The 15,415-nt window shown below is 47.6% G+C and carries 13 protein-coding genes; 6 read left to right on the top strand and 7 right to left on the bottom strand.

From position 1 onward, the window contains the following. Positions 1 to 94: 94 nt before the first annotated feature. The 4 genes from DW826_RS05615 to DW826_RS05595 form a co-directional block, all read right to left on the bottom strand. Positions 95 to 832 carry an ATP-binding protein gene (locus tag DW826_RS05615; RefSeq protein WP_117505581.1) on the bottom strand — a complete coding sequence of 246 codons (738 nt, stop codon included), beginning with the start codon at positions 830 to 832 and terminating at the stop codon, positions 95 to 97. After that, positions 832 to 2,457 carry an IS21 family transposase gene (gene istA / locus DW826_RS05610; protein ID WP_117552266.1) on the bottom strand — a complete coding sequence of 542 codons (1,626 nt, stop codon included), beginning with the start codon at positions 2,455 to 2,457 and terminating at the stop codon, positions 832 to 834. The genes DW826_RS05615 and istA overlap by 1 nt, the downstream gene beginning before the upstream one ends. Before the next feature lie 426 nt (positions 2,458 to 2,883). Then, positions 2,884 to 4,242, bottom strand: coding sequence for an AAA family ATPase (locus tag DW826_RS05600; protein WP_117552264.1), 1,359 nt, complete (start codon positions 4,240 to 4,242; stop codon positions 2,884 to 2,886). Positions 4,243 to 4,456: 214 nt separating this feature from the next. After that, positions 4,457 to 5,377 (bottom strand): LysR family transcriptional regulator, encoded by a 921-nt coding sequence (locus tag DW826_RS05595; RefSeq protein ID WP_117552263.1) that lies wholly within the window; start codon positions 5,375 to 5,377, stop codon positions 4,457 to 4,459. Positions 5,378 to 5,608: 231 nt separating this feature from the next. On the opposite strand from DW826_RS05595, the gene DW826_RS05590 reads away from it, so the two are divergent. Further along, positions 5,609 to 6,460, top strand: a complete 852-nt coding sequence (locus DW826_RS05590) for a DUF6282 family protein (protein WP_242994049.1) — start codon at positions 5,609 to 5,611, stop codon at positions 6,458 to 6,460. 20 nt (positions 6,461 to 6,480) lie between these two features. Further along, positions 6,481 to 7,479, top strand: a complete 999-nt coding sequence (locus DW826_RS05585) for an isocitrate/isopropylmalate dehydrogenase family protein (protein ID WP_117552261.1) — start codon at positions 6,481 to 6,483, stop codon at positions 7,477 to 7,479. 107 nt (positions 7,480 to 7,586) lie between these two features. On the opposite strand, the gene DW826_RS05580 is transcribed toward DW826_RS05585, so the two are convergent. After that, positions 7,587 to 8,009 carry an aspartate carbamoyltransferase regulatory subunit gene (locus DW826_RS05580; protein ID WP_015554166.1) on the bottom strand — a complete coding sequence of 141 codons (423 nt, stop codon included), beginning with the start codon at positions 8,007 to 8,009 and terminating at the stop codon, positions 7,587 to 7,589. Further along, entirely contained in the window at positions 8,003 to 8,926 is a 924-nt protein-coding gene (gene pyrB, locus DW826_RS05575) for an aspartate carbamoyltransferase (protein ID WP_117552260.1), read from the bottom strand. The genes DW826_RS05580 and pyrB overlap by 7 nt, the downstream gene beginning before the upstream one ends. 202 nt (positions 8,927 to 9,128) lie before the next feature. Here pyrB and DW826_RS05570 point away from each other — a divergent pair, with 202 nt between their 5' ends. The 4 genes from DW826_RS05570 to DW826_RS05555 all read left to right on the top strand — a co-directional run bounded on the left by DW826_RS05570 (position 9,129) and on the right by DW826_RS05555 (position 14,434). Continuing rightward, positions 9,129 to 10,052: a hypothetical protein gene (locus tag DW826_RS05570; protein ID WP_117552259.1), complete on the top strand. Its 924-nt coding sequence runs from the start codon at positions 9,129 to 9,131 to the stop codon at positions 10,050 to 10,052. Between the two features lie 232 nt (positions 10,053 to 10,284). Further along, positions 10,285 to 11,133, top strand: a complete 849-nt coding sequence (locus DW826_RS05565) for an ABC transporter ATP-binding protein (RefSeq protein ID WP_117552258.1) — start codon at positions 10,285 to 10,287, stop codon at positions 11,131 to 11,133. Positions 11,134 to 11,220: 87 nt separating this feature from the next. Then, the gene (locus DW826_RS05560) at positions 11,221 to 13,137 is read left to right on the top strand and encodes a hypothetical protein (RefSeq protein WP_242994048.1); all 1,917 of its coding nucleotides are present in this window, start codon (positions 11,221 to 11,223) and stop codon (positions 13,135 to 13,137) included. Continuing rightward, positions 13,124 to 14,434 (top strand): FtsX-like permease family protein, encoded by a 1,311-nt coding sequence (locus DW826_RS05555; RefSeq protein WP_117552257.1) that lies wholly within the window; start codon positions 13,124 to 13,126, stop codon positions 14,432 to 14,434. Before DW826_RS05560 ends, DW826_RS05555 begins: the two co-directional genes overlap by 14 nt. A gap of 249 nt (positions 14,435 to 14,683) precedes the next feature. On the opposite strand, the gene DW826_RS05550 is transcribed toward DW826_RS05555, so the two are convergent. After that, on the bottom strand, positions 14,684 to 15,370 hold the full coding sequence (locus DW826_RS05550; protein ID WP_242994047.1) for a carbon starvation CstA 5TM domain-containing protein: 687 nt from the start codon (positions 15,368 to 15,370) through the stop codon (positions 14,684 to 14,686). Positions 15,371 to 15,415 lie beyond the last annotated feature (45 nt).

Below are 15,415 nucleotides of genomic sequence, written 5' to 3'. Positions count from 1 at the left end.
TGCATTTTACGGAGCTCAGCGGTCGCCATTCTGTTTTAGAACGGCCGCTTTCCGAAGTCAACGGCCGCCTATTTTTTAGTTAGAAGACCACCGCTTATCGTGTGTTGATCTTAACCGTGTAGTGCTTTGTAGCTCTCTTCATGATGGAATTGGCAGATACCTCATCGTTGAGGATCATCGCTTTCCAGTTATCCGGATCACGCTGTGAGCATACGATGGTGCTTTTCCTCTGCTCGTTCCGCTTCTCCAGAAGTTCAAAGAGGATTTTAATCTCTCTTTCGTCAGTGATTGTGTGAAGCAGGAAGTCATCCAGGATGATCAGTTCCCATTTGAGATACTTCTTCATCTTGCGAGCATATTTATCGTAATCCTGCTCTTTAAGAGCTACCATGCTTTCCAAAAGTTCCTCGCTGTGAAAGTAACCGACGTTATATCGGTTGCAGGCCTTTATGCCGATAGCTTTTGCAAGGTAAGACTTTCCGGCATCTGATTCTCCGAGAATACAGAGATTGTAGCCTCTTTCAATAAAGTCAAAAGAGGAAAGAACCTCTGTTATACCGGCAGGCAGATACTCCCGCTTGTCAGAGTCCACACAGTCTGACAATTCTTCAGGTGAGCCCTTCAGATGTGCCGCTGTTAAGCGATTCTTTAATGTCGTGCTGACCTTTTCCTGAAACTGTGGTCCGATCAGTTCTGCAATAAGCGTAAGCCGATCCATTTCCAGAAATCCGGGTTTGTGATACAGATCATCCAATGTAGCTGCCATAGTTGAAAGCTTAAGTTCGTTCAGTTCATCAACGAGTTCATTTATCAGTACAGTTCCTGTAAGCATTATTCATCGGCCCCCTCTCGTATCTGATCAGCAAGAGCCTTGCTGCGTGATAAAAGAGTGTCGATACTGGAAGCTTCCGGTGGCATTACATACCCTCCGCGTACCGGTTCTTTCTTTGCCGATGTGGGATGATGATAGCCTGCTTCTCCGAGATCATCTGCTACAACAGCTATCGTATTCTTGATAAAGGTATATTTCTGCTTATTCAGAGCAACCGCCTGCTTACAGCACTCTTCCAGAGTCTTATTGCTGTACTTCTTTGTAAAGTCCAGAATACCCAGACACATACGATAGGTCTGTACTTCGTATGGTCTGGATTTGAGGATCGTCCGGATAACAGTCTCTGTATTCTTGCCAATGAGTTGCGCTTTCTGAATAAAGTAAGGACCATTCCACTGAGTAAATCCTTTACAGTGATCTGGCAGGTGTGCAGGATTGGTTGACCACTGCCCCTTACGAGTAGCTCTGGGCCATTCACAAAGAAACTCTCCGGCAAGGGAATAAATACGAACTACGGTTGAAGAAGCCTCAATAGATACTTTCTTGTGCAGAAATGCTTTATCTACGCTATAATAAGCATTGTCAAAGCGTACGTGGAAGTCGCTTGATACCTTTGCCGTCTTTCTCTCCATGTACTCATAATGCATGGAGGGGAGCGGCATCAATTCCGTTTGTTCCTCTTCCCAATAGTAGTATCTATTGTGTTCCTTCTTCTTGAATGGCTCTTTATTCAGAGCCTCCAGTTCCTTCCAGAGATCCTTATTAAACTGTTCCAGTGAGAAATACTGACGTTCTTCAAGTTTGTGGAAGAAGCCCTTCTCGAGAATGCCTACTGCGTTTTCTACAGAACTCTTGAATTTCGGCTTACGGACCTTCGCGGGAAGAATAACAGTGCCATAGTGGTCAGCCCAGTCAGCATAATCCTTGTTCAGTTCCGGCTCGATCCAGTCCTGATTAACGATAACAGCCTGTTTACAGTTGTCACAGACTACTAAAGCAGGAACTCCACCAAAGTAATCCAGTGCGTGATTGTTGACCTCGATCCACTGTGGTTCCTTCGTTGAGAGCATTCCTTCTGCATAGATATACTGTGAATAAGGAAGGATGGCTACAAATACAACGATGGCCATGATCTCGCCGGTAAGAGGATCTGTCATTGAGAAGGTCTGACCAGCAAAGTCAACTTCCATTTTTTGTGCGATAATGGCATCAAAGTGGGCGGTCTCATAATTCTCTTCGCACCACTTGTTGTAGAGCTCACAATACTGACTGTACTGATAGAAACGAGCGCCTTCTTCTTCGCACTTTTTCTTATAGCGGTTCCAAAGAAACATGAGTGTCATGTTTTTACGGGTAGCCATAAGCTTGGCAGCATCTTCATAATCAGGTAACTCGATGTTCTCATTTCGTCCTCCTGATCCAGGTACAGCTCCATACACCTTCAGGGCAATACCATAGTTAGTGATGCCTGCTGGTAATGGATAGCTCAGATCTTCGCACTTCTTGAATGCTCTCAAGAAGTCATTAACACCAGACTTGCTGAAACCAGCCTGACGAGCTATTTCGCTACCGGACATTGATAGCGCGTAGTGTTTGATAATGATGTCCTTGTAATCCAACTGCATACATTATCCTCCTTAAAATGATCTATTCACCACCACTGGGATGGCTACTATCATTATAAGGATTGGATTGCAGAGACTGGTAGAAATTCGGCTGTTCAGAAACGGAATGCGGCCGTTTTGCTCCGCAAAGACGGCCGTTTAGCTTCGCAATATGCATGGAAGGCAGATTGTTATCATGTCTGGAACAGAACCCTTGTATTACACAGACAGATTTGGCCGAAGAGCTATCGTTATCAAGGAGAACTGTCCAGAGAATGATGAAAAAACTAATGGATGATGGCAAGATAAAGAGAGTAGGTTCAACCAGAACAGGCTATTGGAAAATAAAGGAAAAGTAGTATCTGAGGAATATAGTGTAAAGGAATCACTGCCAGCTGATTCCGTTTGTAATAAACGGAATTTGCTGGCAGTCTGTTTGTGGAAATCCTATTCTGATATGCGTTCTTCCGCAGGATGAAAATCCGCCATAAACCGTTTCAGAAGGAATATACAGAAATAAGGGAACGTATAAGTGAAGTTTTCGTGACCGATATTTTGCGCAGAAAATTTGAAGCCATATCGAATATCGGGATAGCGGTCCGAGCTGATCAGGGTATTCATGGATTTTGCCTTTCCGGTTGCTGCTTTTACTTCCACTGGAATCAGCGAAGTCATGGAACGGATAAAGAAATCGGTTTCAAGCGTGGATGTATCCCGCTTATAGTAATATAGCTTATAATGCTGCTTGACCAGAGCTTCCCCGACAATATTTTCATATAAAGCGCCCTTATAAACGCCGAGATTTTTGTTGGCTCTCAGGTCTTCCTGTGATTCATCGTCCAGCATGGAAACCAGAAGGCCCGTGTCAGCAAAATACAGTTTAAAAACATCCGGATCATAATTGCCTCCTAAAGGAAGTTCCGGAAATTCCAGACAATAACAGATATTTACCATACCGGCATCGACAAGCCATTCCGCACATCCGCGGTAATCACGAAATCTTGCACCGGATGCGACTTTTGAAATTTGAAATTTTTTATTTTCTCTTGCGAGCTGCGGTGCGATCCGGTTGAAAACATTCAAAATTCTTGTCTGATCGATCCCCTGTGCATATTTGCGGATATCTTCTTTATAGTCAGAAATCAATTGCCGTTGCGTGTCGAGAGAATTTTCAAACGTATTTCGTTGGATATACTCAGTTACCACTGCCGGCATGCCGCCTAAAACACAGAAATCCAGGAAGAGGGAATGATAAACTTTCATTTCCAGCTCATTAAATGGACGCAGTTCTTTCATGTGGGCAAGCATATTCTGAATGGTTGTGTCATCATAACCTTTTGCCCATAAAAATTCTTCGAAATCTAAAGAAAACATTTCATAGTCTTTTTTATATCCGACACTGTTGCTCTCAATTTTACGATAGTTTACGCCTAACATGGATCCACTGCAGATGACGTCAAATCGTCCGTCAATACAGAAAAATTTCAGGGATGTAGCAATCTCCGGAAATTCGGTAATTTCGTCAAAGAAGATGAGTGTCTTTTGCGGAATAAATCTCTTTGACGGATCGATCAGGGAGATATTTTTTATAATGTCGGATGCCTCATATCCATCGGAAATGATTCCCTTGTATTTTTCATCTCTTACAAAGTTGATTTCAATGATACTCTCGTAGTTTGTTGCCGCAAAATGTTTGATGGATTCTGTCTTTCCGACTTGACGGCTTCCTTTGATGACAAGTGGTTTTCGGTTGGGATCAGATTTCCATTCACAGAGAAAATCATCGACTTTTCTTTTTAAATACATGTGCACACCTCCGTTTCCTTACAATGAGTATACACAAAAACATAGCGAATATCAATTGAAATAACACAAAAACATAGCGAATAATTTTTGTAAAATCATAAAGCGTATAGAACACAATTAGATATACGCATTTTCTACTACGCACTTCTCCCGATCATCATCGGCGAAGTAGAGCCATTCGGTGTCACACCGGGGATGTTTTTCTTGGCTTTCATCATCTTTCCAGCAGCTCCGGTGCCATCTCCTGAAACAGTTCCGCCAGTGCTGACGCTGCTCTGGAGCGGTACTTTCCGGCGGGCCATGCAAGGGCGAGGTCAAGGAAGATTCCTTCTTTTCCTACTCGGAGATAGCGGAAATGATCTCCTGGGACACGGCAGGAACGGTAGGTGAAGGCGAGACCGGCACCTTCTCTTGCCATAGCGGCGGCGAAGGAGGCGGAGAGATCGGTGCCCTGCCCAATGGGCTCGATTCCGGCATCCCGCAGCGCCTGACGGCCAACACGGCCGAGTACAGTGTTTGGCGGTCCGAAAATATATTCGAAGGCGGCAGTGTCTTTGAGATCGATCCAGGAAAGCTCCGGAGCGGAATCACATGTTCTGGCAAAGTCCATGACCGGATGATCCGCGGTGGTGACGATCATGATCTCATCGCGCATGAATGGCGAAACGCTGTGTCTGATCCGGACCGGCGGGGCGGCGATCAGGGCGAGGTCCAGAAGACCTTCCAGGAGCTGATCTTCGAGGTCAATGCTGTCCATCTCACAGATCTCAACATGGACCTTCGGATAGAGGGTGCGGAACCGCTTTAAGACCGGCGGCAGAAGATACGTGCCGCGGTAGGTGCTGATCCCGAAGATCATGGTACCGCCGTTGAGATTTTCGATGTCTGCGGCTTCACTGCATGCAGTGCGGTACTGCTGCAGGATCTGCTTTGCGTGGGAAATAAAAGCATCCCCGGCGGCAGTTGGCCGGACTCCGCGGGTAGTGCGGACGAAGACAGAGGTCCCGAGATCCTGCTCCAGGACACGGATCGCCTGGCTTAAGCTGGACTGACTCATAAAAAGCTTTTCCGCAGCGCGGGAGATGCTTCCCTCGTTTGCAACGGTCACAACATAGTTTAATTCCTTAAGGTCCATATGATAAATTTTCCTTTCAGTTGTTTAGTGGTAAGAAAATTATCGGAATAATAGGCGGTATCTCCATTTCGCGACCTGTAGGATACCGGATCATGTTCAAAAAATGCTATCGGAAATATCGATACCGGGTATATGATTTTAGGACTTTTTTTAATAACAAATTTAGTATAAAATGATTCCCGTAAGAAAGCAACAGTAAAAAATGATCAGAGAGGAACAAAGCAGATGAGAATGGATCTTATGAAAGGCGTTATCGACATGCATGTTCATACAAATCCGGATCTGCGCCTTCGTGCCTATGATGACTTTGAACTGATGGAAGCGGCAATCCGTGTAGGCGCGCGGGCGATCGTGATCAAGACTCATCAGGGATCGACGGTGGACCGGGCATATCTCTGTAACCGCCACAACGAGATCGTACATGGGAAGATGAACGACTTCACGATGTTCGGCGGGATCACGCTGAACCGGGTGGTCGGCGGAATGAATCCGAAGGCCGTTGACGTGGCACTCCGCATGGGCGCAAAGGTCGTCTGGCTTCCGACTCAGTCGGCAAAGAACCATCTGGAGAAGATGAAGCAGGACACGAGCCGGTGTGTGGAGGTCATAAAAGATGGGACGATCGTTCCGGAGCTGAAAACGATTCTGGAGCTTGTCCGTGACTATGACGCGGTTCTCGGCACGGCGCATATCTCACCGGAGGAATCCTTCACGGTGGTGGAGGCGGCAAGAAACCTTGGGGTGAAGAAGATCGTAGTTACCCATCCGGAATGGTGGGTTGTGGGAATGACTATGGAAGACCAGATCCGCATGGTAAAGGACTACAGTGTGATCCTGGAGCGCTGTTATGCCCAGAACATGGGAGGCGGAACATATAAGAGCAATCTGCCGGATAACCTTGAGATCATCAAAGAAGTCGGATACAAAAATGTCATGGTCGACACAGACGGCGGCCAGACAGAAAATCCGCACTGGGAGCTTGCAATTGAAGAATATATGCAATACCTGCTTGATCATGGGATTCCCGAAGAGCAGGTATACCATATGACACATACAATACCGGCAGGTCTGCTGGGAATTTAAAAATCAGGAGGAGTTTTAACATGAAACACACAGTAACAGTATTTCGCGGCGATGGAATTGGTCCGGAGTTAGTGGACAATGTCTTAAAGATCTTAGAGGCAGCAAAAGCGCCGCTTGAGTATGAGATCTACAATGTCGGCGAGGATGAGTGGAAGAGGAACGGTGCCCTGATTCCGGACGAGGCGTATGCTTCCTTCGAGCGCACAAAAGTTCTCTTAAAGTCCCCGATCACGACCCCGGTTGGAAAGGGATTCCGTTCCTTAAACGTTACCCTTAGAGGCAAGTATGATCTCTACGCGAATATCCGCCCGGTAAAGTCCAATGATGCGGTAAAAACTCCGTTTAAGAACGTGGATATCGTGATCTTCCGTGAGAACACCGAAGGTCTGTATGTCGGAAAAGAAGAACAGATCGATGAGAACACGGTTCACGCGATCAAGATCGTTACCAAGAAAGCATCTGAGCGCATCATCCGCGACGCCTTCGAGTACGCGAAGAAGAACGGCAGAAAGAAAGTTACCTGCGTTCACAAGGCAAACATCCTCAAGATGTCTGACGGCATGTTCCTCGCGATCTTCCGTGAAGTTGCAAAGGATTACCCGGAAATTGAGGCTGATGACAAGATCATCGACAACACCTGCATGCAGCTCGTTATGAACCCGAACCAGTTTGATGTGATGGTAATGCAGAACCTCTACGGCGACATTCTCTCCGACCTTTGCAGCGGTCTGATCGGCGGCCTTGGTCTTGTACCGTCCAGCAACATCGGTTCCGATTACGCAATGTTCGAAGCTGTTCACGGAAGTGCTCCGGATATTGCCGGAAAGCACCTTGCAAACCCGACAGCGTTCCTGTGGTCTGCATGCATGATGCTTGAGTATCTTGGTGAAAATGAGACAGCATCCCGCATCCGAAAAGCAGTGGATGAGGTCCTTGCAGAAGGAAAGCACCTGACAAGAGATCTCCATGGTGAGGCATCTACAGAAGAGTATGTGGATGCTGTGATCGCGAGATTATAAGGAAAGAAAGATAGAAAGAAAAAAAGAGAACCAAAACCCGGCGGATCGCGCCGGGGATGGTTCTCTTTTCTGCGTTTTACAGCACTTCGCAACCTGCGGAAGCGGAATTAACTGTGCTTCTCATCACAATATCTGCAGCGATATACCTCATGATCCTTATCATCGAGATAGAAAATATGCGGCAGCTCCTGCTCGATGGAGGTGATGCAGCGCGGGTTCTTGCAGTGGATCACGTTCTTTAAGATCTTCGGGAGATGCAGGGTGCGCTTCTCGGCGATCTTGTCGTCGCGGATGATGTTGACGGTGATGTTGTGGTCAATATAGCCGAGGATATCGAGGTCGATGGAGTCTAACGGTCCCTCGATCTTGATGATGTCTTTTCTTCCCATCTTGTTGCTCTTTGCGTTCTTGATGATCGCGACTGTGCAGTCTAACTCGCCGAGGCGCAGATAGCGATAGATATCCATGCTCTTGCCCGCCTGGATATGGTCAAGGACAACACCTTCCTGAATTCCGCTGATATTTAACATGGCTTTTCTACCTCCAGTAATGTCATAATGAGTGCCATACGGACATATACGCCGTTCTGGGCCTGTCTGAAGTAAGCGGCACGCGGGTCTTCGTCCACCTCAACAGAGATCTCGTTGACACGCGGGAGCGGGTGAAGCACATACATATCCGGTTTCGCAAGCTTCATTTTATCCTTATCAAGAATGTAGCAGTCCTTCATGCGGATGTAGTCTTCCTCATTGAAGAAACGCTCTTTCTGGACTCTTGTCATGTAGAGGATATCCAGTTCTTCCATCGCGTCATCAAGACTGGTCGTCTCACGGTACTCGATATTTTTGGCATCAAGGACACTCTCTTTGATATAATCCGGTACCTTTAATTCCGGCGGGGAGATCAGGATAAAACGGATTCCCTCATAGCGGGACAGCGCGTTGATCAGGGAGTGAACGGTACGGCCAAATTTCAGATCTCCGCAGAGTCCGACCGTCATATTGGAGAGTCTGCCCTTTAAAGAACGGATCGTATATAAATCGGTTAAAGTCTGTGTGGGATGCTGGTGACCGCCGTCTCCGGCGTTAATAACAGGAATCGAAGATTTGGTGGAGGCTACATAAGCGGCGCCTTCCTTTGGATGTCTCATCGCGCAGATATCTGCGTAACAGGAAATAACACGGATTGTATCGGAAACACTTTCGCCCTTGGAAGCGGAACTGGAATCAGCGGAGGAAAATCCGAGAACGGAACCTCCAAGATTTAACATGGCAGCTTCAAAGCTTAAACGGGTTCTTGTGCTTGGCTCATAGAAGAGAGTAGCTAATTTCTTTCCGTCGCATACATGTGCGTATCGGAAACGGTCTTTCTCAATGTCGGCGGCAAGTTCTAAAAGACTTTCCGTCTCCTCAAGAGAAAAGTCAAGAGGATTTAACATGTGTCTCATGATGTTTATAATCTCCTTTCAGGCCTCACGGCGGTCCGCATCGTATGTGACCGCACTTAGGCATTTTTACTATTATAGCGAATCTGAAACAGAATTTCCACTATTTTTTTTAAGAAAATTGTGTTAAAATATAAAACAGTGAGTGCAGAGAAACAGAAGAAAAATAAGTGGACAAATTCTGCAGGGCAGGAAGAACTGCCAGATGAAATTCGTGAAATCCCGTGGAAAAAGGACATTGGAGAAAGTCAGAAATGCAAATGAAAAACTGCGGGAAACGCGCGGTGGAGGAACTATGAGAAAGACGATGGAACAGATCGTTCTGGAAGGGCAGGTCGCGAAATGCCGCTCTATAGAGGAACTTTATGTGTTGTGGGAGCTGATGCAGCAGATGGAGGAAGATCCCTTTGGGAACACCTGCTATCCGGAGCTGGATCAGAGAAATTTTCATGTCGACGGAATCGCGGATCCGGAACATTATGACGGGACGCTTTACATATTAAAAGAGACAAATATGAGAAAGATGATCCAGAAGGGCGAGACGATGCCGGTGGCATCGGACATCCGCGCGGATTTCCTATCCGGAAAAAGTCCCTCCGGCCGGGTGGAATATCTGGATTATCTCACAAGCATGCAGAAGATCCTGTGGGAGGAAAAACATCCAGGCGAGGAGTGCAGGCTTCCGGGGAAAAAACTAAGGGAAAAGGCAGCAGTCCTCTATATCAATAAGCGCGGTGGAAAAGGCGCGGCCGACGAAGTCAGCATGGACTACGGCCAGTATTATATCGAGTTTATCAAGAAGCAGATCCGCCTCTTAAATCCAAAGACCGTGGTCTGCTGCGGCGAGGATCTCTTCCGCCTGATCGTTATGGAAGTTTTCCAGAATAAAAAGCAGAAAAAGAACCGTGAGATCTATATGAAATGGAAGGATCTGGTCCGGGGAGATGTATTCTTTGCGGACAGGGACTACCGACCGGTGAAGGAAACAAAGAAGGACGAGGCAGAGGTCCGGGTCGTGCGGATGTGGAATCCGTCATACCGGGTAAACAATGGACAGTATGTGTCGTTGGAAGAGTACCTGAAAGAATTTAAGAGGAGACTTTCCGGGAAGAAGGAAAAAATGGAATAGGGAAGGCGCAAAGGGAATTTCTACGGTTTCAGTAAAACCGGAGAGATTCCCTTTTTTCTATGACTGCGGAGAGAATTGACCGTGGGTTCTGCGGATTTGGAAGAACGTAAGAAATTGTAAGAATAATTAAGTAATTTTATATAGTCAGAACACGATGGGAACGATATACTTGAAATATAAAAAGAATCGGAGAAAAAACGCTGTAAAAATTTAAGAAGAAGGGGGCGGACGGATGCAGCAGAAGGAAGATGCGGTGATACAGGTAAAAGATCTGTATAAGGTTTACCGCATGGGCGAGGAGAAGGTTTACGCGTTAAACGGTGTGAGTTTTGAGATCCACCGGGGCGAATTCTGCGCGATCACCGGACCGTCCGGTTCCGGTAAATCGACGCTTTTAAACATGCTGGCAGGTCTGGAGCACCCGACAAAAGGGGAGATCGTGATCGCCGGAAAGCATATAGAAAAGTTGAATGAAAAACAGCTTGTGACCTTCCGAAGAGAGCGGGTCGGGTTTATCTTCCAGTCCTACAACCTGATCGGGACGATGGATGCGGTGGAAAATGTGGCGCTGCCGTTATCGTTCCGGGGGATGCCGAGGGCAGCGAGGATCAAGTGGGCGAAGCAGTATTTAAAGCTTGTGGGACTTGAAAAATTTATGACCCACATGCCGAACCAGATGTCCGGCGGACAGCAGCAGCGAGTCGGAATCGCGAGAGCCCTGGCGATGAACCCGCAGATCATCTTCGCGGATGAGCCCACGGGAAACCTGGATTCGAAGACGACGATGGAAGTATTAAAACTCATGCAGAAGGTCGTAAGAGAACAGAAACAGACGCTTGTGATGGTTACCCACGACAATAATCTGGCGACCTACGCGGACCGGATCTTTAAGATCATCGACGGAAAGATCGTGAGCATCGAGGAGAACCACCATGAGGTGGACCTGGTGCAGTTAGAAGAGTCCATGCAGGCGGCGGCAGAGGCGCAGGCGGAGGCGAAATCTAAGAATCCGGCAGCAGAAGAGCAAATAGAGACAGTTGTGGAAGCAGAAGAACACCGGATAGAGGGAAAGTCAGAATAACAATCGACAAAATTTTGAAATAAACGCAAAAATATGGAAAGCTGGCACAAATAACTAAAATAGAACAGCCAGGAGGAGAGGAACAGTATGAAAATAAAAGGATTACGCTGGATGGCAACATTCCTTGCCGCGTGTATGCTGATGGGCGCAGTCCCGGCAACTGCATTCGCGGCGAAGGAGACAACAGAAGCGGCGGAGACGATCCCACAGGTATACCGGATGGATGACGACAATGATACCGTCCGCCTTGTGATCGGAAAGACGCCGACTTTATATATCGGAAAAAACGGAACAGTCTCCGTGACACTCATGAACATGGAGGACAAAGACTGGATCGAGACGGAGATCTGGATCGCCTCCGAGGATGATTTCCGGAACCATTATTCCGATGAGATCACAAAGACGGAGGACCGCGACAGCGAGGAGAGCAGCATCGTTCAGTCCATGAAGACGATCTATCCCTTTGAGGTGACAGATTCTTTAAACCGCCATTACAAGGTCGGTCATGTAAATAAAAAAGCGAAAAAGACCGTTAATCTGAATGTCAATGTAAAAAAAGGTCTGGAAGAGGGATACTATCCGATCCTGATCTATATCTCGAAGCGCGCTCAGGGCGAGGACGGAATGTCATCCGAGTACGCAAAGACGATCATGGCGTGGATCGAGACAAAGAAGACAACAGGAACCAGTGAGACAAATGAGGACAACTCCGAGCCGGTAGCATTCGCCCTCGGCGAGAATCAGCCCACCCCGTCCGCGAACTATTCCGAGGTCATGAATTTCGATGTAAATGTGAGAAATACCGGTTATAAGACCGCCTACGATGTACGTGTCGATATGGAGCTCTCTGAGGATATCGCGAAGTTTCCGTTCGAGATCAATGACGGAAATTATGACCGGCAGATGGGAAATATGAATCCGGATCAGACGGTGGCGGTTCCATTCAGCATGGCGGTGCGGGAAAAGGCGAAATCCGGCTATTATCCGATCAAGTTTAAGATCCGTTACCGGGAAAATGAGAATGGAAACTTTGCTGCTCCCATTGAGGATACCTTTTATGTGCGGGTCTATGGAAAAGACGAGGATGATTCTCTGGATTCTGAAGCAGGCGAGAACGAAAGAACAAAGGCGCGTATCATCGTCGACAGCTTTGAGACGGATCCTGCGGAGATCTATGCCGGACAGGATTTTACGCTGAAGGTGCGCATGAAAAACGCTTCCAACAGTATCGTAGCCAGCAATATCCTGTTTACCTTCGAGTCGGAAGCAGTGAGCGACAGTCCGGTATTTACGACGGTGAACGGTTCAAACTCCGTGGTTGTTAATTCTCTGGCACCGGGAGCATCTGACACGCTGACGATAAAATTTTCCTCAAGTCCCACAGCGGAACAGCGTTCCTATACGATCACGATCAATGAGCAGTATGACAGCCCGGAATTTAAGAATGCGAAGGAAGCCGTAAAGATCGCGGTTGGATTAAAGCAGGAGGCACGGTTAAATACCGGCACCATCGAGGTCATGCCGGATGCTATTTCCGTAGGCGAAGAGTCAAACGTGATGTTCTCCATCAACAACACCGGAAAAGTCATGCTCTATAACGTGAACGCGGTCTTTGAGGCTGATTCTATCCAGAAAAATGAGTGCTATGTGGGAAATATCGAACCCGGAAAAAGCGGAAACGTGGATACGATGATCAATGGAATTGCCCCGACCACGGATGATGGAAAGGTAAAACTCTCCATTACATATGAGGATGAGAACGGAAAAGTCTCTACGGTCGAGAAAGAGATCCAGCTTATGGTAAATGAGGATCAGAGCATGGATGAAAGCAATGTTGACGATACCTGGAGCAGTGACGATGTACAGCCGGAACCGTCCACGACGGATAAACTGAAGCATCTCGCGATCCCGGTGGGAATCGTGGGAGTGGTCCTTGCAGCTGTGATCCTTGTGGTCATCAGACGCAAAAAGAAGAAAGCGGGAATGGACGATGAGATTCTTTGATCTGCTCATCATGAGCATCAATAACCTGCGCAGACGGAAACTCAGGACGGGACTTACCGTTCTGGGTGTTGTCATCGGCACGGCCTCCATCGTAGTCATGGTCTCTCTGGGAATCGGACTGAAGGAAAATACCGTGGAATCCTACGCTTCCTTCGGAAGTCTCACAAGGATCCAGATCAGTTCCGGATACGGGAACCAGTCTGAGGACGATTACCTCGTGGACGCCACGGTGACGAAGCTTGCGAAGATCCCACATGTGAAGAGTGTGTCCCCGATCCTGGAGACAGATGTGAATCTGAAGCAGGGAGTTTATCAGGGATATTCGAACATTGTGGGAATGCCCAGAGAGGAGCTGGAACAGATTCCGCTGGCGGAGGGAAAACTTCCGGACAAGAATGCGGCGACGCTGGAATTTATCGTCGGAAATATGGTTTCCGACAACTTTTATAACAGCAAGACCGGAAAGGGAAGCTGGGACGGCGAGGATCTTTCCAAAGTGGATCTTATACACAAGCCGTTTTTTACCATGTTCCAGAATATGGGAAACGGGGATGAAAGCAGCCAGAAAAAGTATCTTTTCCCGGCCTGCGCTCTGGTGGATGGCGGTGAGAACGGATTTTCTGAGTATGGATACCAGATCTACACGGATATTGATCTGTTAAAGACCCAGCTGAAAAAAATCTACCGGAAGAACCCGATCCCCGGACAGCCGACAAATAAAAAGGGAAAACCCTACAATTATTTTGTCTACAATATGATTTACGTGAATGTGGACGATATGGAGCATGTGACGGAGGTCCAGAAAGCGATCACAGATATGGGCTACGAGGCCTACAGCAGCATGCAGTGGCTCGAACAGGCCCAGCAGCAGACGGATATGATCCAGGCGGTCCTCGGAGGCATCGGTGCTGTATCGCTGTTTGTGGCGGCCATCGGAATTGCAAACACGATGATGATGTCCATCTATGAGAGAACGAAGGAGATCGGTGTGCTGAAGGTTTTGGGATGTGCGCTTGGAGATATCCGGACGATGTTTTTGATGGAGGCAGGATTTATCGGATTTATGGGAGGCGTTCTGGGACTTGGCTTAAGCTACAGCGTCTCCGCGGCCATCAATAAGTTTCTGGGAGCCAGTCTCTCCGGCATGACCGGCGGTTCTGGAGCAATCTCAAGGATCCCGCTGTGGCTTTCCGGATCCGCTGTGGTCTTTGCGGTCCTCATCGGAATGCTGGCTGGACTTTTCCCGGCACTGCGGGCGATGAAATTAAGTCCACTGGCGGCGATCAGAAATGAATAAGGTAAATGAGTCCCTGGGTGCGCTGACACCTTAAAAATCTGACATTTCAGCCAGTCCGCAGGCAGGTTGGGGAACAACAGAAAAACTCCACAGTTATGCCGCACATGGAGAGGCGGACGGTTGACAGGCAACAGAAAAATCTGGATTAAAAGATCCGGTAAAACAAAAGACACGCCATACAGATTTCACTTAAAACCTGTATGACGTGTCTTTTTCAATTCTTAAAATATCTGATCATTTACCCGGCACTTAAGCCTTGGCCGCCTTCTGTCTGGACAGTGTCTGTACACCTTCAATAACAAGGATGATCGCAAGGAAGATCAGAAGGATTCCGAGGATCGTCTGTGCCCACGGACCCCAGTCAGCGCCGCCTGCGGCGATCATGCCGATCTGGTTCTTAACTGTGAGTGCAAGGGAGGTGATCGTAACGATGATCATGAATGCCATCGGGATCAGGAACATCTTGTTGTTTTTGCCCATGTTTCCGAGCCATGTGGCAACGGCTAAGAGGCCGATACCTGCGAGAAGCTGGTTGGCAGCTCCGAACAGTCCCCAGATCTTTCCGTATCCGTTCATGCCGAGAAGAATGCCAAGAACAACTGTGAGGATCGTAGCGAAGTAAGGATTTACCATAACCTTTTTCCAGCCCTCCTTGATGTCGGCAGCAGTTTCACCCGGCTCAAGCCAGAATTCCTGGAACATGAAACGCGCAAGACGTGTTGCGGTATCAAGAGAAGTAAGACAGAATGCGGAATATGTAAGTACCAGTAAAGAGTTTAAGATGCTGTAGCTTCCCGGGATGATATCGTCGATCATGTGAGCGATACCGCCGCCGAAGATCGCTGTCGCGCCCTTTAACGCCTGGTCCGGATGAACCGCGTTCCACTTGTAGGCATAGCCGATGGCGCAGAGAGTTAAAACTGCGAGAATGCACATTAAAATTATAAAAATTTTATAAAATCAATTTGTTGTACTCCTGCT

It is taken from the genome of Clostridium sp. AM34-11AC (genome assembly GCF_003435375.1).
GTDB classification, from domain to species: Bacteria; Bacillota; Clostridia; order Lachnospirales; family Lachnospiraceae; genus Pilosibacter; species Pilosibacter fragilis.
This window is presented reverse-complemented; position numbering and strand designations above follow the sequence as displayed.